This is a genomic window from Saccharothrix sp. DSM 118769, assembly GCF_052936295.1.
Genome location: NZ_CP193627.1, coordinates 5091489 through 5114934 on the forward strand (window position 1 = coordinate 5091489; position 23446 = coordinate 5114934).

10 protein-coding genes are annotated in these 23446 nt (G+C 77.3%); 7 read left to right on the top strand and 3 right to left on the bottom strand.

The window, feature by feature from the left end:
• Position 1: 1 nt before the first annotated feature.
• On the bottom strand, positions 2-14215 hold the full coding sequence (locus ACRAKJ_RS21925; RefSeq protein WP_438922651.1) for an SDR family NAD(P)-dependent oxidoreductase: 14214 nt from the start codon (positions 14213-14215) through the stop codon (positions 2-4).
• Positions 14216-14497: 282 nt separating this feature from the next.
• Between ACRAKJ_RS21925 and ACRAKJ_RS21930 the strand changes: the two genes are divergently transcribed.
• Entirely contained in the window at positions 14498-15865 is a 1368-nt protein-coding gene (locus ACRAKJ_RS21930) for an oxygenase MpaB family protein (protein WP_438922652.1), read from the top strand.
• Positions 15866-16041: 176 nt separating this feature from the next.
• Here ACRAKJ_RS21930 and ACRAKJ_RS21935 read toward each other — a convergent pair whose 3' ends face one another.
• Entirely contained in the window at positions 16042-18024 is a 1983-nt protein-coding gene (locus ACRAKJ_RS21935; protein ID WP_438922653.1) for a tachylectin-related carbohydrate-binding protein, read from the bottom strand.
• A 135-nt stretch (positions 18025-18159) separates the two neighbouring features.
• Complete coding sequence (locus ACRAKJ_RS21940; protein ID WP_438922654.1) at positions 18160-18750, bottom strand: WHG domain-containing protein; 591 nt, start codon at positions 18748-18750, stop codon at positions 18160-18162.
• Between the two features lie 80 nt (positions 18751-18830).
• On the opposite strand from ACRAKJ_RS21940, the gene ACRAKJ_RS21945 reads away from it, so the two are divergent.
• The 6 genes from ACRAKJ_RS21945 to ACRAKJ_RS21970 all read left to right on the top strand — a co-directional run bounded on the left by ACRAKJ_RS21945 (position 18831) and on the right by ACRAKJ_RS21970 (position 23426).
• Entirely contained in the window at positions 18831-19325 is a 495-nt protein-coding gene (locus ACRAKJ_RS21945) for an FBP domain-containing protein (RefSeq protein ID WP_438922655.1), read from the top strand.
• Positions 19326-19395: 70 nt separating this feature from the next.
• The gene (locus ACRAKJ_RS21950) at positions 19396-20349 is read left to right on the top strand and encodes a GDSL-type esterase/lipase family protein (protein WP_438922656.1); all 954 of its coding nucleotides are present in this window, start codon (positions 19396-19398) and stop codon (positions 20347-20349) included.
• A gap of 83 nt (positions 20350-20432) precedes the next feature.
• Complete coding sequence (locus tag ACRAKJ_RS21955) at positions 20433-20573, top strand: hypothetical protein (protein ID WP_438922657.1); 141 nt, start codon at positions 20433-20435, stop codon at positions 20571-20573.
• A gap of 2 nt (positions 20574-20575) precedes the next feature.
• A complete protein-coding gene (locus ACRAKJ_RS21960; RefSeq protein WP_438922658.1) occupies positions 20576-21661 on the top strand; it encodes a pyridoxal-phosphate dependent enzyme in 1086 nt (361 codons plus the stop codon).
• Entirely contained in the window at positions 21658-22875 is a 1218-nt protein-coding gene (locus ACRAKJ_RS21965; protein ID WP_438922659.1) for an ATP-grasp domain-containing protein, read from the top strand. The genes ACRAKJ_RS21960 and ACRAKJ_RS21965 overlap by 4 nt, the downstream gene beginning before the upstream one ends.
• Positions 22872-23426 (top strand): sigma-70 family RNA polymerase sigma factor, encoded by a 555-nt coding sequence (locus ACRAKJ_RS21970; protein ID WP_438922660.1) that lies wholly within the window; start codon positions 22872-22874, stop codon positions 23424-23426. The genes ACRAKJ_RS21965 and ACRAKJ_RS21970 overlap by 4 nt, the downstream gene beginning before the upstream one ends.
• Positions 23427-23446: the final 20 nt, after the last annotated feature.

The following is a 23446-nucleotide window of genomic DNA, read 5'->3' on the forward strand; positions in this document are numbered from 1 at the left end:
CTCATCGGCCGTTGCCGAAGTCGGCGTCGAGCAGCGCGAACAGTTCGTCCGCGCTGGCGGTCCCCAGCCCGGCGGTGCGGGTGGGCGGGCCGTCGCGGCGTTCGTCCCAGCGGCGCAGCAGGGCGCGCAGGCGGGCCCCGACCTGCGCGTCGGCGGGCAGCCCGGCCAGCACGCGGTCGAGCCGGTCGAGGTCGGCGAGCACGGGCGCCACCGGGTCGGGCGGCGCGCACAGCCGCTCGTGCAGGTGGCGGGCCAGGGCGGCGGGGGTGGGCTGGTCGAACACCACCGTGGGCGCGACGGCCAGCCCGGTGGCCGCGGCGAGCCGGTTGCGGAACTGCACGGCCAGCAGCGAGTCGAACCCGGCCGCGGCGAACGGCGCGTCGGGGCGGACCTCCGCCGCCGTGCCGTGCCCGAGGGCGGCGGCGGCCTGGGCGGTGACCAGGCCCAGCAGGACGCGCAGCTGCTCGTCGCGGGGCAGCGCGGCCAGCCGGCCGGCCAGGTCGTCGCCCCCGGTGCTGTGGCGCGCCTCCCGCGCCTTCCGCGCCTCGCGCACGCCGGGCAGGTCGGCGAGGAGGGTGAGCTGGCGGGGCGAGGACACGGCGGAGACGACTGCGGCCCAGTCGACGTCGAGCACCGCGACGTCGGTCTCGCCGTGCTCCAGGGCCTGCCGGGCGGCGGTCATGACGTCGTCCACGCCGACCGGGCGCTGCTCGGGGGCCCACGGCTCCCAGCCGCCGACCGCCACCACCACGCCCCGGGGGAGGGCGCGCACCCGGGCCGCGGCCTCGGCGCACCGCGCGGTGGCGGCCCCCTGCCGCGCCGCGCCCCACAGGCCGCCGAGGGGGTGGAGCAGCACGACGGTGCCGGCGGCGGGCACCTCGGGGGTGTCGCCGGGCCCGGCGGGGTCCGCGTCGATGTCCACGTCGAGGTCCGCGTCCGGCAGCACGGCGGCGGGCGGTTCGGCCGGCAGGACCCGGACCACCGTGTCCGGTGGCCAGGGCGCCTCGCCGACGCGGACGTCCTCGGCCCCGTGCCGGTCGAGCCAGGCGACCAGCTCCGCGGCGAGCCCGGTGTCGGCGCCCAGCACGAGGACCCGGCCGGGGTGCCACGGCCGTCCGGTGCGGGCCGGCGGGTCGAACGGCACCAGCCGCCGGGCGTGGACGCCGTCGGCGCGCACGCGCACCTGGTCCTCGTCGCCGCCGAGCACCCCGGTCAGGCGGGTGAGCACCGCCTCGTCGACGTCGGCGGGCAGGTCGACCAGCCCGCCCCACCGGTCCGGCTGCTCCAGGCCGAGGACCTGGCCCAGCGCCCGGGTCCGGGCCTGGTCCGGGTCGTGCTCGGCGTCGGTGGTGACCAGCCACAGCGGGATCGCCGGGTCCAGCCGCCGGATCAGGTCCAGGGTCGCGGCCGGCGGCAGCGCGGACACCACGGCGGCGGCCCGCCCGACGTCGGCGACGTCGGTGACGACCCGTGCGCCGGGCAGGGCCGCGACGGGGTGGCCCTGCGGCGGGGTGACCACGACCCAGCCGTCGAGGGAACGCGGCGCGGGGTCGGGCAGCCGGCGCCACTCCGCGCGGTGGGTGAGCCGCCGGGTCGGTGCCGCGCCTGCCCGGCCCGGCGCGGGCAGCCAGTACCGCTCGGTCTGGAACGGGTACGGCGGCAGCGCGACGAGCCGGCCGGAGCCGGTGACGGTGCCCCAGTCCACCTCGGCACCCGCGACCCACGCCTCGGCCAGCGCGGTGCGCAGCCGGCGTCGTCCGGCGTCGTCGCGGCGCAGGGTGCCCAGGACGGCGACGGGCCGGTCGGCAATGGGCCGGTCCGTGCCGGGCCGGCTGGTGGCGGGGTGGTCGGCTGCGGGGCGGTCGGCGGCGGTGCTCTCGATCGCGGCGACCAGGACCGGGTGCGGGCCGACCTCCACGAACACGGTGTGGCCGAGGTCCAGGAGCCGGTCGGTGGCCGCCGCGAAGCGGACCGGTTCGCGCAGGTTGCGGTACCAGTAGGCGGCGTCGAGGGCGGTGCCGTCGACGGGTTCGCCGAGCACGCTGGACAGCAGGGGCACGCGCGCGGCGCGCGGCGCGATCCCGGCCAGGGCGGCGAGCAGCCCGTCGCGCAGCGGTCCGACCTGGGCGGAGTGGGCGGCGTAGTCGACGGGGAGGTACCGGGCCCGCACGCCGTCACGCGTGCAGCCGGCGACCAGGTCGGCCAGCGCGGCGGGGTCCCCGGCGACCACGACGGCGTCCGGTCCGTTGACCGCGGCGACCTCGACGCGGTCCGTCAGCCGGTCGCGCACGGCGGCCTCGCCGGCGGCGACGGCGACCATGCCGCCGCGCCCCGCGATGCCCAGGACGGCGCGGCTGCGCAGCGCCACCACCCGCGCACCGTCCTCCAACGACAGCGCGCCCGCCACCACGGCCGCCGCGATCTCGCCCTGCGAGTGGCCCACGACCGCGTCGGGCTCGACGCCGTGGGCACGCCACAGGGCGGCCAGCGACACCATCACCGCCCACAGCGCCGGCTGCACCACGTCCACCCGTTCCAGCGCCGCCGCGTCGCCCAGCACGTCGGTCAGCGACCAGTCCACGTGCGGGGCCAGCGCCCGCGCGCACTCGTCGAGCCGGGCCGCGAACACCGGTTCGACGGACGCCAGCTCCAGCGCCATGCCGGTCCACTGGCCGCCCTGCCCGGGGAAGACGAACACGACCCCGCCGCCGGTGGCGCGCCCGCGCACGACGTGCGGCGCGGTACCGGGGGCGGCGAGGCCGGCGAGGTGGTCGCCGACGACGACGGCCCGGTGCTCGAACCTCGGGCGCGCCACGAGGGTGCGGGCGACGTCGGCGGGCGCGAGCGGGCCGTGGTCGCGCAGGAAGGCGTGCAGGCGGGCGGCCTGGTCGTCGAGCGCGCGGGCTGTCCGCGCGGACAGCGGCAGCGGCAGGTCGTCGTGCGGGAGCAGCGGCAGGTCGTCGTGCGGCGGCACGGGCGGGGTGTCCTCGGCGGGGGCCTGTTCGAGGACGACGTGCGCGTTGGTGCCGCTCATGCCGAACGCGGACACCCCGGCGCGGCGCGGGCCGTCGGCCCACGGGCGGGGTTCGCGCAGCAGCCGGGCGTTCCCGGCGGACCAGTCCACCCGCGGGGACGGTTCGTCCACGTGCAGCGTGCGCGGCTGCACGCCGTGCCGCATGGCCATGACGACCTTGATGATCCCGGCGACGCCGGCCGCCGCCTGGGTGTGGCCGATGTTGGACTTCACCGATCCCAGGCCGAACGGGCGGTCGCGGTCCTGGCCGTAGGCGGCCAGCAGCGCGGTGGCCTCGACGGGGTCGCCGAGCGCGGTGCCGGTGCCGTGCGCCTCCACCAGGTCCACGTCGGACGGCGCGAGGCCCGCGTTGGCCAGGGCCTGCCGGATGACGCGCTGCTGGGCGAGCCCGTTGGGCGCGGTGAGGCCGTTGGACGCGCCGTCCTGGTTGACCGCGCTGCCGCGCACGAGCGCCAGCACGGGGTGGCCGAGCCGGCGGGCCTCCGACAGCCGTTCGACCACCAGGACGCCGACGCCCTCGGACCAGCCGGTGCCGTCCGCCCCGGCGCCGAAGGGCCGGCACCGGCCGTCGGCGGACAGCCCGCGCTGCCGGCTGAACCCCACGAACACGTCCGGGCTCGCCATCACGGCCGCGCCGCCGACGAGCGCGAACGAGCACTCCCCCGCGCGCAGCGACTGCCCGGCCAGGTGCAGGGCGACCAGCGACGACGAGCACGCCGTCTCCACGGTGACCGCCGGGCCCTCCAGGCCGAGGACGTAGGACAGCCGGCCGGACGCCACGCTGGTGACCGTCCCGGCGAGCAGGTGGCCCTCGACGTCCCCGGCCGGGCCGCTGCCGTAGCCCTGGGCGGCGACGCCGACGAACACGCCGCCCGCGCTGCCGCGCAGCGCCGACGGGTCGATGCCGGCGCGTTCCAGCGCCTCCCAGCCGGTGGTGAGCAGCAGCCGCTGCTGCGGGTCGGTGGCCAGCGCCTCGCGCGGCGAGATGCCGAAGAACGCGGCGTCGAAGTCCCCGGCGTCGGGCAGGAACCCGCCGCCGCGGGCGTAGAAGGTGCCCGCCCGGTCGGGGTCCTCGTGGTAGAGGCGCGCGAGGTCCCAGCCCCGGTCGTCGGGCAGGTCGCCGATGGCGTCGCGGCCCTCGTCGACCAGTCGCCACAGGTCCTCGGGGCCGGTCACGCCGCCGGGGAAGCGGCAGGCCATGGACACGATGGCGAGCGGTTCGGCGACCGGGGCCGTCGTCGCGGCCGGTGCCCGGTCCTCCCGTGCCCGCCCGGCCAGGGCGTCGGCGAGGGCGGCGATGGACGGGTGGTCGAACACGGCGGTGACCGGCAGCGCGCGTCCGGTGCGCGCCACGAGCCGGTTGCGCAGCTCCACGGCCATCAGCGAGTCGAACCCGAGGTCGCGGAACGAGCGGTCGGCGTCCAGGCCGGCCGGGTCGTGGTGGCCGAGCACGTCGGCGACCAGCTCCGCCAGCTCCCGCCGGGGGATCGCGGCGGTGACCGCACCGGCTGCGTCGGTCGCGCCGACCGCGTCGGTAGGGGTCGCGGCGCGGGCTTCGGGCAGGTCGCGGAACAGCGCGCTCGGGCGGGTCGCGGTGAACGCGGGCAGGAAGCGGGCCCAGTCGACGTCGGCGACCACGACGGTGGTCTCGTCGCCGTCCAGGGCGTGCCGCAGGGCGGCCAGCGCGACGTCCGGCGGCATCGCGGTCAGGCCGAGCCGGTGGAGGTGCCGCCCGCGTCCGCCGGCGGCCATGCCCTCCCCCGCCCACGGCCCCCAGGCCACGGAGGTGGCCTTCAGGCCGCGTCGCCTGCGGTCGGCGGCGAGGGCGTCGAGGGAGGCGTTGGCGGCGGCGTACCCGGCCTGCCCGCCGCTGCCCCAGGTCGCGGCGACCGAGGAGAACAGCACGAACGCGTCCACGTCGCCGACCAGCTCGTCGAGGTGCCGCGCGCCCAGCGCCTTGCCCGCGGCCTGCTCGGCGAGGTGCCCGGGACCGCAGTCGGCGAGGGGCCGGTCGGCGGCGACGCCGGCGGCGTGGAACACGGCGGTGAACGGGCCCAGCTCGGCGACCAGGCGGGCGACCTGGTCGCGGTCGGCGACGTCGCACGCCCGCACGGTGGTGGGCACGCCGAGGTCGGGTGCCTCGCCGCCGGTCCGGCCGACCAGCACCAACTCGTCGACGCCCTGCCCGGCCAGCCAGCGGGCGACGTGCCGGCCGAGGCCGCCGAGGCCGCCGGTGACCAGCACCCGGCCGTGCGGTCGCCTCCGGGTGGCGGGGCGGGTGCGGGCCGCGCGCACGAGCCGCCGCGCCCGCACGCCGTCCGGGCCGAGGGACACCTGGTCCTCGCCGTCGTGCCCGGACAGCACGGCGAGCAGGTCGGCGACGTCCGCCCCGGGGCGCCAGGCGACGAGCCCGCCCCAGCGGTCGGGGTGCTCCAGGGCGGCGACTCGGCCCAGGCCCCAGAGCGCGGCCTGCGCCGGGTCGTCGGGGTCGGCGAGCACCCACACCGGCGCCTCGGCCCCGGCGAGCACGTCGACCAGCGCGTCGGGCGTGCAGCCGGGCAGCACGAGCACCCCGGCGGGGGTGTCGCCGGCGGGGGTGTCGCCGGTGGGGAGGGCCGCGGCGATGTGGTCGGGCGCGTCGCCGACGACCCGCCAGCTCCCGGGCCGCGGGGTCCCGGTGGGGTGGACGGGCACCCACTCGACGCGGTAGCGCAGCCGGTCCACGGCGGCGGCGAACCCGTCCTCGGGCCAGAACCGCTCCCGCTGGAACGGGTAGAGCGGCAGGTCGACGTGCGGCCCGGCGGGCCAGCGCACGGGCACTCCGCGCAGGTGGGCGCGGGCGAGCGCGGTGACCACGGCCTCCGGTTCGGGGCGGTCGTCGCGCAGCAGCGGCAGCGCGCCGTCGACGAGGGCGGACAGCACGCCGGCCGGGCCCAGCTCGAACGAGGTGCGGGCGTCGAGGGCGAGGACGCCGTCGGCGAACCGCACGGTGGCGCGGACGTGGCGCACCCAGTGCTCCGGGGAGCGCAGCTGCTCGGCGGTGGCGGGCGCGCCGGTGAGGGTGGAGATCACCTCCAGGCGCGGCGGCCGGTAGGTCAGCCCCTCGGCGACCTCGCGGAACGCGTCCAGCACGGGCTCGACCCGGGCGGAGTGGAAGGCGTGGCTGACCGGCAGCGCCTTGGTGCGGCGGCCCCGGTCGCGGAGGGCGCGGGCGACGCGGGCGACCGCGTCGGCGTCACCGGAGAGCACGACGGCGTCCGGCCCGTTGACGGCGGCGACGTCCACGGTGCCGTCGGCGGCGGCGCGGGCCTCGTCCTCGGTGGCCTCGACGGCGGTCATCGCGCCGCCGGGCGGCAGCGCGTCCAGCAGCCTGCCCCGGGCGGTGACGAGGGCGACGGCGTCGGCGAGGTCGAGGACCCCGGCGAGGTGGGCGGCGGTCAGCTCGCCGACGGAGTGGCCCAGCAGCACGTCCGGCCGCACGCCGCGGTCGTCGAGCAGGCGGGCCAGCGCGACCCCGACGGCGAACAGGGCGGGCTGGGCGTAGCGGGTGCGGTCGAGCAGCGCGCCGTCGGCCATCGCCTCGCGCAGGGGCCGGTCGAGGTGCCGGTCGGCCAGGGCGCAGACCTCGTCCAGGGCGTCGGCGAACACGGGGTCGGCGGCGTGCAGGGCGGCTCCCATGCCGGGGCGCTGGCTGCCCTGGCCGGGGAGCAGGAACGCGATCCGGCCGACGTCGCCCGCGGTGCCCACGAGGGGGCGGACGGCGCGCGGGTCGGCGGCGGGGACCACGAGGGCCGCCCGGTGCGGCAGGTGGGCGCGCCGGGTGGCCAGGGCGGCGGCCAGCGCGGGCAGGTCCGCCCCGTCGAGGCGGGCGCGGACCAGCTCGACCTGGGCATCCAGCGCCTCCCGGGTCGCCGCCGACACCAGCAGCGGGGTGGGCAGCCCCGGCGCGTGCCGGGGCGGAGGAGCTTGGTCCGGGTGCTCCCGGTCCGGGGACGCCTGCTCCGGGGCGCTCTCCAGCACGACGTGCGCGTTGGTGCCGCTGATCCCGAACGCCGACACGCCCGCCCGGCGCGGCCCGTCGTGCTCCGGCCACGGTTCGCGCGCCGTCACCAGGCGCAGCACGGCCGGGTCCCAGTCGATCTCCGGGTTCGGCTCGCCGACGTGAGGGCTCGGCGGCAGCTCGCCGTGCCGCAGCGCCAGCACCGCCTTGATCACCCCGGCCACGCCGGCCGCCGCCTGGGTGTGGCCGAGCACCGCCTTGACCGCGCCGAGCAGCAGGGGCCGCCGCCGGTCCGCGCCGTAGGCGGCGCGCAGCGCGTTGCCCTCGACCGGGTCGCCGAGGCGGGTCCCGGTGCCGTGCGCCTCCACCACGTCCACCTCGTGCGGGGCGAGCCCGGCGTCGGCCAGCGCGGCGGCGATCACCCGCTGCTGCGCCAGGCCGTTGGGCGCGGTGAGGCCGTTGGACGCGCCGTCCTGGTTGATCGCGCTGCCGCGGACCACGGCGTGCACCCGGTGCCCGCGGGCGAGGGCGTCGGACAGCCGTTCCAGCACCAGCACGCCCACGCCCTCGCTCCAGCCGGTGCCGTCGGCGTCGGCGGAGAACGCCTTGCAGCGGCCGTCCGGGGCGAGGCCGCGCTGCCTGCTGAACTCGGTGAACAGCCACGGCGTGCTCATCACGGTCGCGCCGCCGGCCAGCGCCAGCGAGCAGTCGCCGCGGCGCAGCGCCTGCACGGCCAGGTGCAGCGCGACCAGCGACGCCGAGCACGCGGTGTCCACGGTCAGCGCCGGCCCGGCCAGGCCCAGCGCGTAGGCGACGCGCCCGGAGAGCACGCTGGCCAGCGCGCCGGTGAGGCGGTGCCCCTCGGGGACGTCGGTGCCGCCGGCGAGCGCGACCGGGTAGTCCTGGCCGTTGGTGCCGACGAACACGCCGACCGGCTCGCCGCGCAACGAGGTCGGCGCGATCCCGGCGTCCTCCACGGCGTGCCAGGTGGTCTCCAGCAGCAGCCGCTGCTGCGGGTCCATGGTCAGCGCCTCGCGCGGGGACACGCCGAAGAACGCGGCGTCGAAGTCGGCCGCGCCGGTGAGGAACCCGCCCTCGCGGCAGTAGCTGGTGCCGGGGTGGTCGGGGTCGGGGTGGTGCAGGGCGTCGAGGTCCCAGCCGCGGTCGGCGGGCCACGGCCCGATGGCGTCGCGCCCGGACAGCAGCAACCGCCACAGGTCGTCGGGGTCGTGCACGTCGCCGGGGAACCGGCAGCCCATGCCGACCACCGCGATCGGCTCGTGCCGCGCGAGGACGGCGGTCGGCGGGGCGGACTCGTGGGCACCGCCGTCGAGGTGCGCGGCGAGCGCCTCCGGCGTCGGGTGGTCGAACAGGGCGCTGGTGGGCAGGCTGCGCCCGAACGCGGCGTTGAGCCGGTTGCGCAGCTCCAGCACGGTCAGCGAGTCCAGGCCCGTCTCGGCGAACGCGGTCCGCGCGCCCACCGCGTCGGCGGAGGCGTGCCCGAGGACGGCGGCCAACTGGGTGCGCACCACCTCCAGCGTCGCCCCGCGCGCCGGGCCGGGCCGCGCCGTACCGGACGGGGTCGCGCCGGACGGGGTCGCGCCGGGCAGTTCGGCGACCAGCGCGGCGCGCACCCCGGCGGCGGTGGTGTAGCGGGCCCAGTCCACGTCGGCGACCACGGTGAGCGGTTCCGCGACCCGGCCGAGCAGCTCGACGGCCCGCGCCGGGTCCATGCCGGGCAGGCCGCGGGCGGCGAGCTTCGCGGCCAGGTCGTCCGGCAGCATCCCCGGCCCGTCCCACGCGCCCCAGGCGATCGACAGGCCGGGCTGCCCGGCGGCGCGGCGGCGGGCGACCAGCGCGTCCAGGGCGGCGTTCGCGGCGGCGTAGTTGGCCTGCCCGGCGTTGCCGACCACGCCCATGACGGAGGAGAACACGACGAACGCGTCGAGGTCGCCGGCCAGCTCGTGCAGGGTCACCGCGCCGGTGACCTTGGCCCGCAGCACCGACGCCAGCCGCGCCGGGGTGAGGTCGTCGAACGCCGCGTCGTCGCGCACGCCGGCCGCGTGCACCACCGCGTCCACGGGGTGCTCGGCCAGCAGCCGCGCGACCGCGTCCCGGTCGGCGACGTCGCAGGCCAGGGCGGTGACCGCCGGGCCGAGGTCGGCCAGGCCGGGCGTGTCCGGCCCGCGGCGGCCGACGAGCAGGACCCGGTCCGCGCCCGAGGCGAGCAGCCAGCGGGCGACGGCCGCGCCCAGCCCTCCCGTGCCGCCGGTCACCAGCACGGTGCCGCGCGGTCGCCAGCCGCCCCCGGAACGCGCCCCGGGCCGCAGCCGGCGACCGTGCAGACCGCCGCGCCGCACCGCGAGCTGCTCCTCCTCGCCGTGCGCGAGCGCGGCCACGACCAGCGCGGCGGCGCGGGCGTCGAGGTCGCGGGGCAGGTCCACCGCGCCGCCCCAGCGGTCGGGGTGCTCCAGGCCGAACGACTTGGCGAGCGCGACCACCGCGGCCTGGCCGGGCTCGACCGGTTCCCCGGCGCCGTCCACCACGGCCGCGCCCCGGGTGAGCACCCACAGCGGCCGGGTCGTCCGGCGCGCCAGCGCGGTGGTCGCCCACAGCGCGCGCGGCAGGTCCGGGTGGTCGGGGTGCGGTTCCCCCCGGTCGAGCGCGAGCAGGGACAGCACCCCGACGACGTCATCGGGCGGCACGTCGTCCGGTCCGCACGCGGTCACGTCCAGCCCGGCGTCCCGCAGGGCCGCGACGACCTCCCCGGCCTCGGGGACGCCCTCCGGCAGCACCGCCAGCCACCGCCCGCCGGGCGCGGGCCGGGGCGTCAGCCGCCGCCAGCCGACCCGGTGGCACCACGCGTCGCCCACCACGCCGCCCACCGCGCCGGCCGGGGGCGCGGGACGGCCGGGCGCCAACCAGAACCGCTCCCCCTCGAACGGGTAGGCCGGCAGGTCGACCCACCCGCGCACACCCCCGAAGAACGACTCCCAGTCCACCGCGACACCGCGCACGTGCAGCCGGCCCGCCGCGAGCAGGACGTGCCGCCACCCGTCCCCGCCGCGCCGCAGCGTCCCGGTGACCAGCGCGCCCGGCACCTCGATCCCCGGTGTCAGCACGGGGTGCGCGCTCACCTCGACGAACGCCCCGAACCCCGCCTCCGCCGCCACCCGCACCGCGTCGTCGAACCGCACCACCCGCCGCAGGTTGCGGTACCAGTACCCGGCGTCCAGCTCCCGCCCGTCGAGCCACCCGGCGGTGACCGACGACAGGAACGGCACCGCGCCGGGACGCGGCACGATCCCGGCCGACGCCGCCAGCACCCCGTCCTCGATCCGCTCCACCTGCGCCGAGTGCGACGCGTAGTCCACCGGCACGCGGCGCGCCCCCGGCACCGACGCCACCACCGCCTCGACCCCGGCGACCTCGCCCGACACCACCACCGACGACGGCCCGTTGACCGCCGCCACCGACACGCCCCCCGGCAGCAGGGCCCGCACCCGCTCCACCGGCAGCGGCACCGAGGCCATCGCGCCGCCGCCCGCGACGGCCAGGATCGCGCGGCTGCGCAGCGCCACCACCCGCGCACCGTCCTCCAACGACAGCGCGCCCGCCACCACCGCCGCCGCGATCTCGCCCTGCGAGTGCCCCAGCACCGCGTCCGGGACGACGCCGTGCGAACGCCACAGCGCGGCCAGCGACACCATCACCGCCCACAACGCCGGCTGCACCACGTCCACCCGCCCCAACGCCGCCGCGTCACCCAGCACGTCGGTCAGCGACCAGTCCACGTGCGGCGCCAACGCCCCCGCGCAGTCCGCCATCGACCGCGCGAACACCGGCGACCGCCCCAGCAGGTCGCGCGCCATCCCCACCCACTGCGCGCCCTGCCCCGGGAAGACGAACACGACCTTCCCGCCCGCGTCCCGCCGCCCCGCGACCACCCCGTCCGCGCCGCCGCCGGACGCGAGCGCGCGCAACCCGGACGCCAGCTCGGCGACGTCACCGCCCACCACCACCGCCCGGTGGTCGAACGACGACCGGGTCCGCACCAGCGCCGCACCCACAGCCGCCGCACCCACAGCCGCCGCACCCACCGGCGCCGACGCGCCGTCCCCGACCAGGGGCAGCAGCCGGGCGGCCTGCTCGCGCAACGCCGACGCCGTGCGCGCCGACAGCACCCACGGCCACGCGCCCCCCGCCGGCTCCGCGACCTCGTCGTCCTCCGGCGCCTCCTCCAGCACCACGTGCGCGTTCGTCCCCGACACCCCGAACGACGACACCCCCGCCAACCGGGCGCGCCCCGCCTCGCGCGGCCACGGCCGCGCCTGCGACACCACCTCCAGGTGCCCGCCCGACCAGTCCACCCGCGACGAGGGCACCTCCGCGTGCAACGTCCGCGGCACCAGGCCGTGCCGCAGCGCCAGCACCACCTTGATCACCCCGCACACCCCCGACGCGGCCTGCGCGTGCCCGGTGTTCGACTTCAGCGACCCCACCCACGCCGGGCGCGCCGCGTCCCGCCCCCGCCCGTAGGTCGCCAGCAGCGCCCCGGCCTCGATCGCGTCGCCCAGGACGGTGCCCGTGCCGTGCGCCTCGACCACGTCCACGTCACCCGCCGACACCCCCGCGTCCGCCAGCGCCGCCCGGATCACCCGCTCCTGCGACGGCCCGTTCGGCGCGGTCAACCCGTTGGACGCGCCGTCCGCGTTCACCGCCGACCCGCGCACCAGCGCCAGCACCCGCCGCCCCCGCGCCCGCGCCGCCGACAACCGCTGCACCACCACCACGCCCGCGCCCTCGGCCAGGCCGAACCCGTCGCCCGCCTCGCCGAACGCCCGGCACCGCCCGTCCGGCGACAACGCGCCCAGCTGCGAGAACTCCACGAACATGGTCAGGTCCGGCAGCACGGTCGCCCCGCCCGCCAGCGCCACGTCCGACTCACCCGACCGCACCGACCGCACCGCCAGGTGCAGCGCCACCAACGACGACGAGCACGCGGTGTCCACCGTCACCGCCGGCCCCTCCAGCCCCAGCGCGTACGCGACCCGACCCGACGCCACGCTGCCGGTGGACCCGGTGAACCCGTAGCCCTGCAACCCCGACGCCGGGTCCAGCGGCGACCCGTACCCCAGCGTGTAGAGGCCGGTGAACACGCCGGTGCGGCTGCCGCGCAACGACCCCGGCGGGATGCCCGCCGACTCCAGCGCCTCCCACGACGTCTCCAGCAGCAACCGCTGCTGCGGGTCCATCGCCAGCGCCTCGCGCGGCGAGATCCCGAAGAACCCGGCGTCGAACCGGTCCACGTCGCGCAGGAGCCCCGCCTCGCGCTGGTAGTGCCGCCCCGGCGTGCGCGGCCTCGGGTCGTACCCCGCCTCGTCCCACCCCCGGTCCGCCGGGAACGGCCCCACCGCGTCCACCCCGTCGACCAGCACCCGCCACAGGTCGTCCACACCGGACACACCACCGGGCAGCCGGCACGCCACGCCCACGATCGCCACCGGGTCGTCCTCGTCCACCACCACCACCGGCCGCGCGACCGCCCCCACGCCGGGACCGGGCCGCGCCACCAGGAAACCCGCCAACCGCACCGGCGTCGGGTGGTCGAACACCACCGTCGCGGGCAGCGGCGACCCCACCGCCGCCGCCAACCGCGCCCGCACCTCCACCGCCGTCGCCGAGTCCACCCCCAGGTCCAGGAACGACCGCTCCCGGTCACCCGCGCCCAACCGGTCCACGCCGAGGACCGACGCCGTCACCGAGCACACCAGCTCCAGCGCCGACCCCGCGTCGCCCATCACCTCGTCGGCCACCACCGCACCCTCGACCGCACCACCGCCGACCGCACCACCGCCGTCGTCGTCCAACGCCACCGGCGGCACCGACGCGTCCGCACCACCCGCGCCCACCGCCCAGTCCACCCGCGCCCCCGCCGCGAACAACTCCCCCCACGCCGCCGACACCGCACGCGGACCCCCCTGCCCGCGCCGCAGGGTCGCGCACACCCCGTCCGCGCGCCCCGCCTCCTCCACCAGGTCCAGCAACGCCCCCGTCAACACCGGGTGCGGCCCCACCTCCAGCAGCACGCGCCGACCACCACCCGCCGGCAACGACCGCACCGCCTCGGCGAACCGCACCCGGTCCCGCAGGTTGCGGCACCAGTACTCGGCGTCCATCGCCACCCCGCCCAGCGGACCACCGGTCACCGACGAGAAGTACGGCACCGACGGCACACCCGGCCGCACCGGCGCCAGGTCCGCCCGCATCCGCGGCACCACCGCGTCGAACTGCGGCGAGTGCGTCGCCAGGTCCACCGCCGCCCGCCGCGCCGACAACCCCGCCGCCCGCATCGCCGCCACCAGCTCCGCCGCCGCGGCCACCCCGCCCGACACCAGCACCGAGGTCGGCCCGTTCACCCCCGCCACCACCAGCTCGCCACCCCACCGGGCGACCCACTCCTCCACCACGCCCACCGGCGCCCGCACCGACACCACGTCACCGCGCCCCGCCAACGGCACCTGCGCGAGACCCCGCAACGCCGCCACCCGCGCCCCGTCGTCCAACGACAACGCGCCCGCCACCACCGCCCCGGCCACCTCGCCCAGGCTCTGCCCCACCACCGCCGCCGGCCGCACACCCAGCGACCCCCACACCGCCGCCAACGACACCTGCACCGCGAACGCCAGCACCTGCACCACGTCGACCCGGTCCAACATCGACCGCGTCGCCGGGTCCGCCACCACCTCCACCACCGGCCAGTCGACGAACGGCTCCAACGCCTGCGCGCACTCGTCCAACCGCGCCCGGAACACCGACGACGCCCCCACCAGGTCGGCCGCCATCCCCGGCCACTGCGCCCCGATCCCCGAGAACACGAACACCGGGTCGGCCCCCGCCGGACCCGACCCCACCGACACCGCACCCCCGCGCAGCCCGCGCGCCAACCCCTCCAGGCCCTCCAGCAACGCCGCCCGGTCCCGCCCCGACACCGAGGCCCGCCACGCGCCCGCCCCCACCGCACGGGCCATCAACCAACGACCCACCTCGTCCGCACCCACGTCCGGCCGCGCCCGCACCCCCGCCGCCACCCGGCGCGCCGCGTCCCGCAGCGCCGACCACCCGTCCGCCGACACCACCCAGGGCAGCGGGCCGAAGTCCCCGACCGGCGACACGTCCATCCGCTCTCCCCTCCGACCGCGCACACCCCGGCACCGCGCACACCCGCACCGCACACCCGGCGCACCGCACACCCGCACCCGGGACGCGCGCCCGGGACGCGCGCCGACAGCGGCCACCCGGTCCGCACCGCCATTGCACCGGTCCCCTCGCCGCGCGCCGATAGCGCCCGCATAGCACCCGTCGCCCACCGTCACCACGCACCACACCACCGGGGAATTGCCGATCACCCGACCCGCCGACGACGATGCGCCCGGCAAGACCACAACAGCCGGAGGCGACGCATGACCACCCAGGACGTGCTCGGCCCCGGCTCCGCCACCTGGGACCGCCTCGGCCAGTGGCGACTCCTGCTCGTCATCCACCGCACCCTGCTGCTCCAGGCGGCCCACCCCGCCATCGGCGCCGCCGTCGGCCGCTTCTCCGTCTACACCGCCCGCCCCTGGCGACGCTTCCTGCGCACCCTCGAAAGCCTCCAGAACTACGTCTACGGCACCGCCTCCGAACGGCAGCGCGAACTCGCCCGCCTCGACCGCCTCCACCGGCGCATGCACGGCACCGACGACCACGGCCGGCCCTTCACCGCCACCGACACCGAAGCCCGCGCCTGGGTGCACCTCACCCTCTTCGAAGCCGTCCTCACGCTGCACGACCTCGGCGGCGACCCCCTCGACCCGGCCGAAGCCCGGCGCTTCTACGACGAGTGGCGCCGGCTCGGCGCCCTCTTCGGCCTCACCGACGCCGACCAACCCGCCGACCTCGACGCCTTCCGCGCCTGGTTCGACCACATGACCACCGACGTCCTGGAGGACAACCCCACCGTCCGCGACCTGCTCTCCGGCAGCATCTTCCGCGTCCCGCCACCCGCCGGCCTGCCCGTGCCCGACCTGCTCTGGGCACCGCTGCGCCACCTGGTCGTCACCGCCGCCGTGCAGGCCACCGCCGCCACGCTGCCCGACGCCTACCGCCGACGCCTCCGGCTCACCACCGCGCCCGGCGCCGGGCTCCTCGTGCTCGGCGCCCACCACGCCGCCAGGGCGCTCACCGACCTGCTGCCCCTGCCCTGGCGCTACCTGCCCCACGCCTCCGCCGCCATCAGGGCCGGCCGCGCCGTCCGCACCCGCCCCGCCACCAGCCCGGACACCCTCTTCACCACCATCCTCGACCAGAGCGGCGACGGCGTCCTGCGCTGGGCCGACCTGCTCGGCATGGCCCGCGAGACCAGCACCCACCTCGACCTCGACGAGGCCGACGAGAACGACGTGCACGACGCCTTCGAGTCCTGGTGGCGACAACTCCTCGCGGCCACCGGCGCACCCGCCGACGGCGGCGTCACCCGCGCCGCCTACCTGACCGCCATCGCCGAGGGCCGCTACCCCGACGACCCCGACCCGCGCGACGGCTACGGCCGCGTCACCGACGTCGTCTGCCGCCTGGTCGACCGCAACGGCGACGGCGAGGTCTCCCAGGCCGAGTACTCCCGCCTGCTCGACCACAGCCCGCGCCGCCACGAGCTGATCGGGGCCCTGCGCTCCCTCGACAGCGACGGCAACGGCACCCTGCGCACCGAGGAGTTCCGCGCGGCCCTGAACGCCTTCCTCACCGGCCGCGAGGACCTGGCCGCCGCCCGCTACCTCCTGGGCCGGGCGTGAGCCGGTCGGGCGCGATCCCCTCGGGCGCGACCGCGTGACCGAGGGCTGACTTCAATCAACACTGAAGTAATAGTGACCAGCGGAGAGCACACGTCCGCCCCGTTGAACGGCAAAAGGGTCCCACCCGACCCCGGACGTACCGGAACCGGGTGGGACCCCGTTGGCGGGCCGTCCGGTCAGGACCGGCCGGTGCCGCCGTCGTACTGCGGTCCCGCCGCGCGGGACGAGGCGGACGTGCCCGCCGCCCCGTACGACCCCAGGTAGGCGTAGATGTCGCCCACCGGGTTGCGCCAGGTGAAGACCCAGCTGCCGTCGGCGCGGAGCACCCCGGACGGGTCGGTGGCCGCCTCGGTGACGTTGCGGATCTCCCACGGGCGGTAGGCCCCGCCGGACACGGCCTCCCCGGTGGTGTGCACCAGGCCCTGCGCGTCGCGCACCGCGAGCTCGATCAGGCCCGACCCGGTGCGCACGACCGCGGGCGACCCGGAGGCGACCAGGTCACCGACGCGCTGGTAGGTGCCGGGGAACCCGCCGCGGTCCTGCTCCAGCTGGGTGTGGACACCGCCGTCCGCGCGCCGGGTGAACACCTGGACCGCCGACCCGAAGCGCGTCTCGGCGGCCACGGCGACCGGCCTGCCCACCGCGTCGTCGCCGCCGAGCGAGCGCCACCCGTTGAGCAGCCGGGACGGGGGCAGCGGGTCGGACGACGCGGCGGCAGCGGTGCTGCTGGTGGTGGGCACCTGCACGGCGGCGTCCGGCATCATCGCGACGCGCACCGAGCCGTCGGTGAACCGCGCGACCACGTGCAGCCCGAAACCGCTGCGCACCACGCTGATGTCGGTCGACAGACCCGTCTCCAGGCTGTCGCGCCACGGCCCGAACGCGCCGTCGGCGGAGAACTGCTGACTGGTCCAGAGCCTGCCCCCGCCGTCGACGGCGAACGCGATCAGCGCGCCGCTGAGCCGCCGGACCAGGACGGGGTCGCCCAGCAGGTGCCCGCCGTGCTCGGTGAGCGCGGACGGCCACGTGCCGCCGACGGCCGACTGGGTCTTGCCGCGCACGTCGGCGTCGGAGTGGCTGTTGGCCAGCACCTCGTAGCGGCCGTCCTTGCGCAGCGCCGCACCCGGCTGACCGGTGAAGGCGCTGTACTCGCCGAAGGACTGGTGGTCGATCAGCAGGAAGTCGTCGTGGCGGCGCTGCTTGGCCACGGTCAGCCTGCCCTGCGCGTTCACGTAGAAGTAGCTCATCAGGCCGTCGCCGCCCTGGACGGGCGTGGTGGGCGCGGTGAAGACCGCCGGCACCGCCGGGCGGGTCGGGCCGGCCGGGCCGCCGACGACCTTGCAGGCGTCCGGGTGGCTCTCGGTCTGGATGCCGGTCACCCAGCCGCCCGGACCGACCACCTTGCCGGAGTCCGCGGCCCAGGCGCCGTCACCGAGGTAGCGGTACCACCGGAGGTTGCCCGTCGCGCCCTCGACCGCCCAGAACACCCCGCCGCCCGCCGCGGCGAAGTCGGTGTACTGGCCCCAGGTCGGCGGGGTGACCGTCCGGGCGTACTCGGTGAAGCGCCGGCTGGTCGCGTGGTACGCGAAGTGGCGCAGCTCGCCGAGCGTCGTGCGGGCGAACAGGCCGCCCTCGCCGGAGGTGAAGATCCGGTCGTAGCTCGTGCCGAAGTTCGGGGCCAGCTGCCGCTCCTCGACCGACCACTGGCCGTTGGGCTTGGTGAACCTGAACCAGCGCAGGGAGTTGTCCGCGGTGATCGCGTAGATGTCCCCGCGCGCGTCGACCACCATCCGGTCGGTCGTGGACCAGCCGGTCCAGCCGGTCCGGAGGGTCTCGGGGACGCCGTTGTTCTCCCAGCTCGACCCCAGCCACCGGTAGCGGTTGAGCAGGCCCTCCGGCGTGAGGTTGTAGACCACGCCGTCCGGGCCGCCCAGCACCAGGCCGTGCCAGCCCGCGCCGATGTTCCGCTGCTCCGTCCAGACCGGGTTCCCGTTCTCGGGCTCCTGGTTGTGCAGCAACCACAGCGACGCGTCCGCGCGCCGGCTGAAGATCGGCACCGCGGTCGTGCACTGCACCGTCGTGTCGGCAGCCTCGGCCACCTCCGCGGTCGGCGCCGCCAGCGCGCCGACCGCGGCCACGGCCGCGAGCACGAGCGCCACACCCCGCCTGTTTTTGAGCAAGCGGACAGAATTCACTCTCACGTGTTGTTCCCCCACGGGTCACGAACTGGGCCCGGTAACCGGTTCGGACGAGCGTCCACCCGTCGCGAACGGTAGCGAGCGATCCTCACCCGCTCAAGATCCGCGCGTCCGCGCACCGTCCGGCGGCCAGTGCGCGAGGAGGTGGTGCAGCGCGTCGAGGGCCCTGGACCAGGAGAGATCGGTGTCGCGCGGGTGGTGGCGGAACCCCCCGGCCGCCTCCAGGGCGGTGAAACCGTGGAGGGTCCCGTGCAGCAGCCGGACGGCGTCGGTCCGGGCCGGCTCGGGCAGGTCGTAGCCGCGCAGCACCGCCCGCGTCATGTCCGAGTGCCTGCGCGCGGCACTGGCGAGCGCCACGTCCGGGGGCAGCTCGAACCGCGTGGCGGCGTACCTGCCGGGGTGCTCCTTCGCGTAGCGCCGGTAGGTGTCGGCGAAGGCGACCAGGGCGTCCTTCCCCGCCCGCCCGGCCAGGGCCTCGGCCACCTCGTCGGCGAGCTCCGCCAGGGCCAGCACCGCCACCCGTTCCTTCAGCTCCCGCACGTTCGCGACGTGCGAGTACAGGCTCGCGTCCTTCACGCCGAACCGGCGGGCCAGCGCCGAGACGGTCACGTTGTCGAAGCCGACCTCGTCGGCCAGCTCCGCCGCCGCCAGGGTCAGGCGCTCGGCGGTCACCCCCGCGCGTGCCATGCCGCCTCCCACAACCTAGAGGGTCTAGGTTATCACCTAATCATTTGCTCCGTTCATCTAGTCGGCGTAGCTTTCGGGTCATGGAACCGCTGACCGAGGGCGCCATCCGCGCGTCGTTCGTCAACTGCACGAAGGGCGAGGCGAAGCGCGCGAACCTGCCCACCGACCTGTCCGAGCGCCCCTGGGAGGACCTGGACTTCCTGGGGTGGCGCGACCCCGCGTCACCCCAGCGGGCCTACCTGGTCGCCGGGTCCGGGGACGGCCCGGTGGGCGTGGCGCTGCGCCTGGCCTCGCCGCACACCGGGCAGCCCCGGCGCACCATGTGCTCGCTGTGCCTGACCACGCACCCCGGCGACGGCGTCACGCTGATGACCGCGCGCAAGGCGGGGCGCAGCGGCCAGCAGGGCAACTCCGTGGGCGGCTACTTCTGCGCCGACCTGGCCTGCTCGCTCTACCTGCGCGGGAAGAAGGACGCCGGGCCGGGCAGCAGGCTGCACGAGTCGCTCGCGCCGGAGGAGCTGGTCGCGCGGACCGCGGCCAAGCTCGCCGGGTTCCTGGGCCGCGTCACCGGGTAACCCGAGGTCGCCGGTCCACTGTGGCCGGCCGGGTAGGCTGGGAGACGATCTTCACCTGAAGGGGGCCGACGTGCCGGGAGTTCGACGGACCGCACCGCTCGGGACGCTGCTGGTCGGCGCGCTGGTGGCGCTCGCGGCGTGCACCTCCGCGCCGAGCGGGGACGCCCCCTTCACCGCCTCCTCCCCTCCGACGTCGTCCGCGGCGTCGTCGGAGGGCAGCGCCCCGCCCACCCCGTCCGGCGAACGCGTGTACGTGTCGCTGGGCGACTCGTACGCGACCGGCTACCGCCCGGCGGCCGACGGCGCCCCGGCGGGTTCCTCGGAGGACGGCTTCGCCCACCTCGTCGCCGACCGGGCGGACCTGCGGCTGGTCAACCTCGCGTGCAGCGGCGCCACGTCCGCGCAGCTGCGGGGCGAACCGGGCTGCTCCCCCGCCAACCGCGCCGCCGGCGCGCCGGACCCGGCGGGCACCCAGCTCGACGCGGCCGTGCGGGAGCTGCGCGAGAACCGGGGGCGGGTGGGCCTGGTGACGGTGGTGATCGGCGGCAACGACCTGGCGCCGTGCGCGCGGGCGTCGGACATCCTGACCTGCGCGTCCAAGGCCGTCGCCGACGTCCGCGCCAACCTGGCCGCCGTCCTGCCCGCGCTGCGCGACGCCGCCGGCGACGCCCCGATCGTGGGGTTGACCTACCCGGACGTGTTCCTCGGGGCGTGGGTGTCCCGCGAGTTCCCGAACGGGCAGGACCTCGCCCGCCTGTCGGTGTCGCTGTTCCGGGACTTCTTCAACAGCGCGCTCAAGGCCGAGTACGAGAAGGTCGGGGCGACGTTCGTCGACGTCACCGCCGAGACCGGCGGCTACGGGCCGTTGACCGAGACGACGCAGGACCCCACCTGGGGCGAGGTCCCGACGCCGGTGGCGAGGGTGTGCGAGCTGACGTACTTCTGCGACCTCACCGACGTGCACCCCACGCCCGAGGGTCACGAGGCCATCGCCGAGGCCGTGCTGGCCGCGACCGGCCGCTGACGGTCGTCCCGGCTGCGGTTGGCGGGAACCGATCGGGTGGCGCGTCCGACCTCTGGGCGACGGCAACCCTGCGGAGGTCAATCGTGGAACGACGTACTTTTCTGCGCGCCCCGGCGCTGCCGGTCGGCGTGACGGCCGGGGAGCGCTTCCTCGGCGCGCGGGTCGCCCAGCGCGCCGAGACGGTGCTGGAGCACGAGCGGCGCGGCACCACGTGGCGGGCCTGACCGTGACCACCCGGCCCGAGGTGGACGTCGCGCGCGGGCGCGCGACACCGGTCCACGAGCACATCACCGACGCGGTCAAGGCGCCCGCGCTCGTCCGGCTCTCCCCCGGCACCGTGCTGGTCCGCTTCGAGACGCTCAAGGTCTACGCCGCGCTCGGCGCGGTCCGCCACCTCCTGGACAGCGGCGTGGTCCGCCCCGGGCAGGCGGTGGTGGACAGCTCCAGCGGCATCTACGCGCTGGCGCTGGCCATGGCGTGCCACCGCTACGGGCTGCGCTGCCACGTCGTCGCCTCCACCACGGTCGACGACGGCCTGCACGCGCAGCTGGAGATCCTGGGCGTCACCGTGCACCGGATGCCGCCGTCGGACGACCTGCGGCTGGACCAGAACCGCCGGGTGGCCCGCGTGCGGGAGCTGCTGGCGGGCGACCCGGACCTGCACTGGATGCGGCAGTACCACGACCCGGTGCACCACCTCGGCTACGGCGAGCTGGCGGGCCTGCTGCGCTCGGCGCTGCCCGGCGAGGCGCTGACGGTGGTCGGCAGCGTCGGCACCGGGGCCTCCACCGGGGGGCTCACCCGCGCGCTGCGCGAGCACGACCCGGAGACCCGGCTGGTCGGCGTGCAGCCGTTCGGCAGCGTCACGTTCGGCAGCGACCGGTTCACCGACCCCGACGCGATCATCGCGGGGATCGGCAGCGCCATCCACTTCGGCAACGTCCACCACGAGCTGTACGACCGCGTGCACTGGCTGGACTTCCGGCACGCCATGGCGGGCACGATCGCCCTGATGCGCGAGCACGCCGTGTTCGCCGGCCTGTCCACGGGGGCGGCGCACCTGGTGGCGCGCCGGGAGGCCGCGAGCTGCCCGTCCCGCACGCACGTGGTCATCGGCGCGGACACCGGCCACCGCTACACCGAGCGGGTGTTCGCCCGGCACCGCGAGGCGCTCGACCCCGCGCTGCTGTCGCCCGTGGAGATCACCTCGCTCGACGAACTGACCCCGCCGTGGGCCGCGATGGAGTGGGCGCGGCGCCCCCGCGGCCCGCTGGTGCCCGCGCAGGAACGCCGGAAGGACCCCGTGCCGTGACCGTCGCCCTGCTGGAAGCCCTCACCTTCGGCCTCGGCCGCCTCGCCGACGCGGCCCGCTCCGCCGGCCACGACCTCGTGCTGCTGACCGGGGACCGGTCGATCTACGCCCACGAGCTGTCGCGGTGCGGCGACCGGGTGCGGGTGGTCGACGTCGACACCACCGACGTGGCGGCGTGCGAACGCGTGCTGCGCGACCTGCCCGACCTGGCCGGGCTGATCAGCTCCACCGACACGTGGGCGCTGCCCGGGGCGGAGCTGGCCGACCGGCTGGGGCTGCCGGGACCGGCGCCGGCCGCGGTGCGCGTGCTGCGCGACAAGGGCGCCGTGCGGGCGCTGCTGCACGAGCACGGCCTGAGCCGCGGCGGCCCGCTCGACCCCGCCGCGGCGGACACCTTCCCGTTGGTGCTCAAGGACTCGGCGGGCACGTCGTCGCGCGGGGTGTGGCTGTGCCGCACGCCCGCCGAGCGCGACGCCGCGCTGCGCGAGGCGGCCGGCACCCCGCTCAAGGGCCGCCTGGTCGCCGAACCGTACTTCGCCGGTCCCCTCTACAGCGCCGAGACGGTCACCTGGCGGGGCCGCACCAGGCTGCTCGGCGTGCTCAGCCGGCAGCTGTCGCCCGAACCCGTGCGGCGGGAGGAGGCCGCCGCGTTCCCGGTCGCCCTCCCGGCCGACGAACTGTCCGGTGTGGACTCGTGGATCGGCCGGGTGCTCGCGGTCGTGGGCCACGACAGGGGGTTCGCGCACACCGAGTTCGTGCTCACCGCGGACGGTCCGGAGGTGGTGGAGGTCAACGCGCGCATCGGCGGCGCGCTCGTCGGCGAGGCGCTGTGCCGGGCGCTGGGCGTGAACGCCTACACCGCGATGGTGTCGATGGCGCTCGGCGAGGAGCCCGTCCTGCCGGACGGGGCGGTGCGGACCGCGACCGGGTTCGTGCTGCTCTACCCGCACCGGGCCGGCGTGCTGGAGGGCTGGTCGGGGCTGGACCGCCTGGCGGAGCTGCCCGGCGCGCCGGAGTGGTACCCGACCGCGAGGCCCGGTGACGTCGTGGAGCACCTGACCGACCAGCGGTCGTGCACCGGCATCGTGCTCGCCGAGGGGCCGACCGCCGAACTGGCCCTGCACCGCGCGCTGGCGGCCGCGGGCGGCATCGCGCCCCTGGTCCGTTCGGCGCACGAGTTCCCGCCGGGACGTGGTTACGATCCGGAGTCGTGACAACACGTGACGACGAGGTTACGCGGTGGGCACTGCGCGCCCGAGCGGGCGACCGGGACGCGCTGGAGCGGTTCGTGCGCGCCACCCAGCGCGACGTGTGGCGCTTCGTCGCCCACCTGGCCGACGTCGGGGTGGCCGACGACCTCGCCCAGGAGACCTACGCCCGCGCGCTCACCACCCTGCGTCGGTTCGCCGGGCGCTCGTCCGCGCGCACCTGGCTGCTGGTGATCGCGCGCCGGGTGGTGGTGGACCAGGTGCGCATGGCGCGGTCGCGGCCCCGGCTGTCGCCCGGCGCGGACTGGGTGCGGGAGGCCGACCGCGCCGCGCCGCACAGCGGGTTCGAGGGTGTGGTGGAGCTGAACGTGCTGCTCGACGCCCTCGCGCCGGACCGGCGCGAGGCCCTGGTCCTCACCCAGGTGCTCGGCCTGCCCTACGCCGAGGCCGCCGACGTCGTGGGGTGCCCGATCGGCACGATCCGCTCGCGCGTCGCCCGCGCGCGCGAGGACCTGCTGCGCGCGGCGGGCCACGACGAGGCCACCGAGGTGGGCTGAGGGGCGCCGCGCGGGGTCTA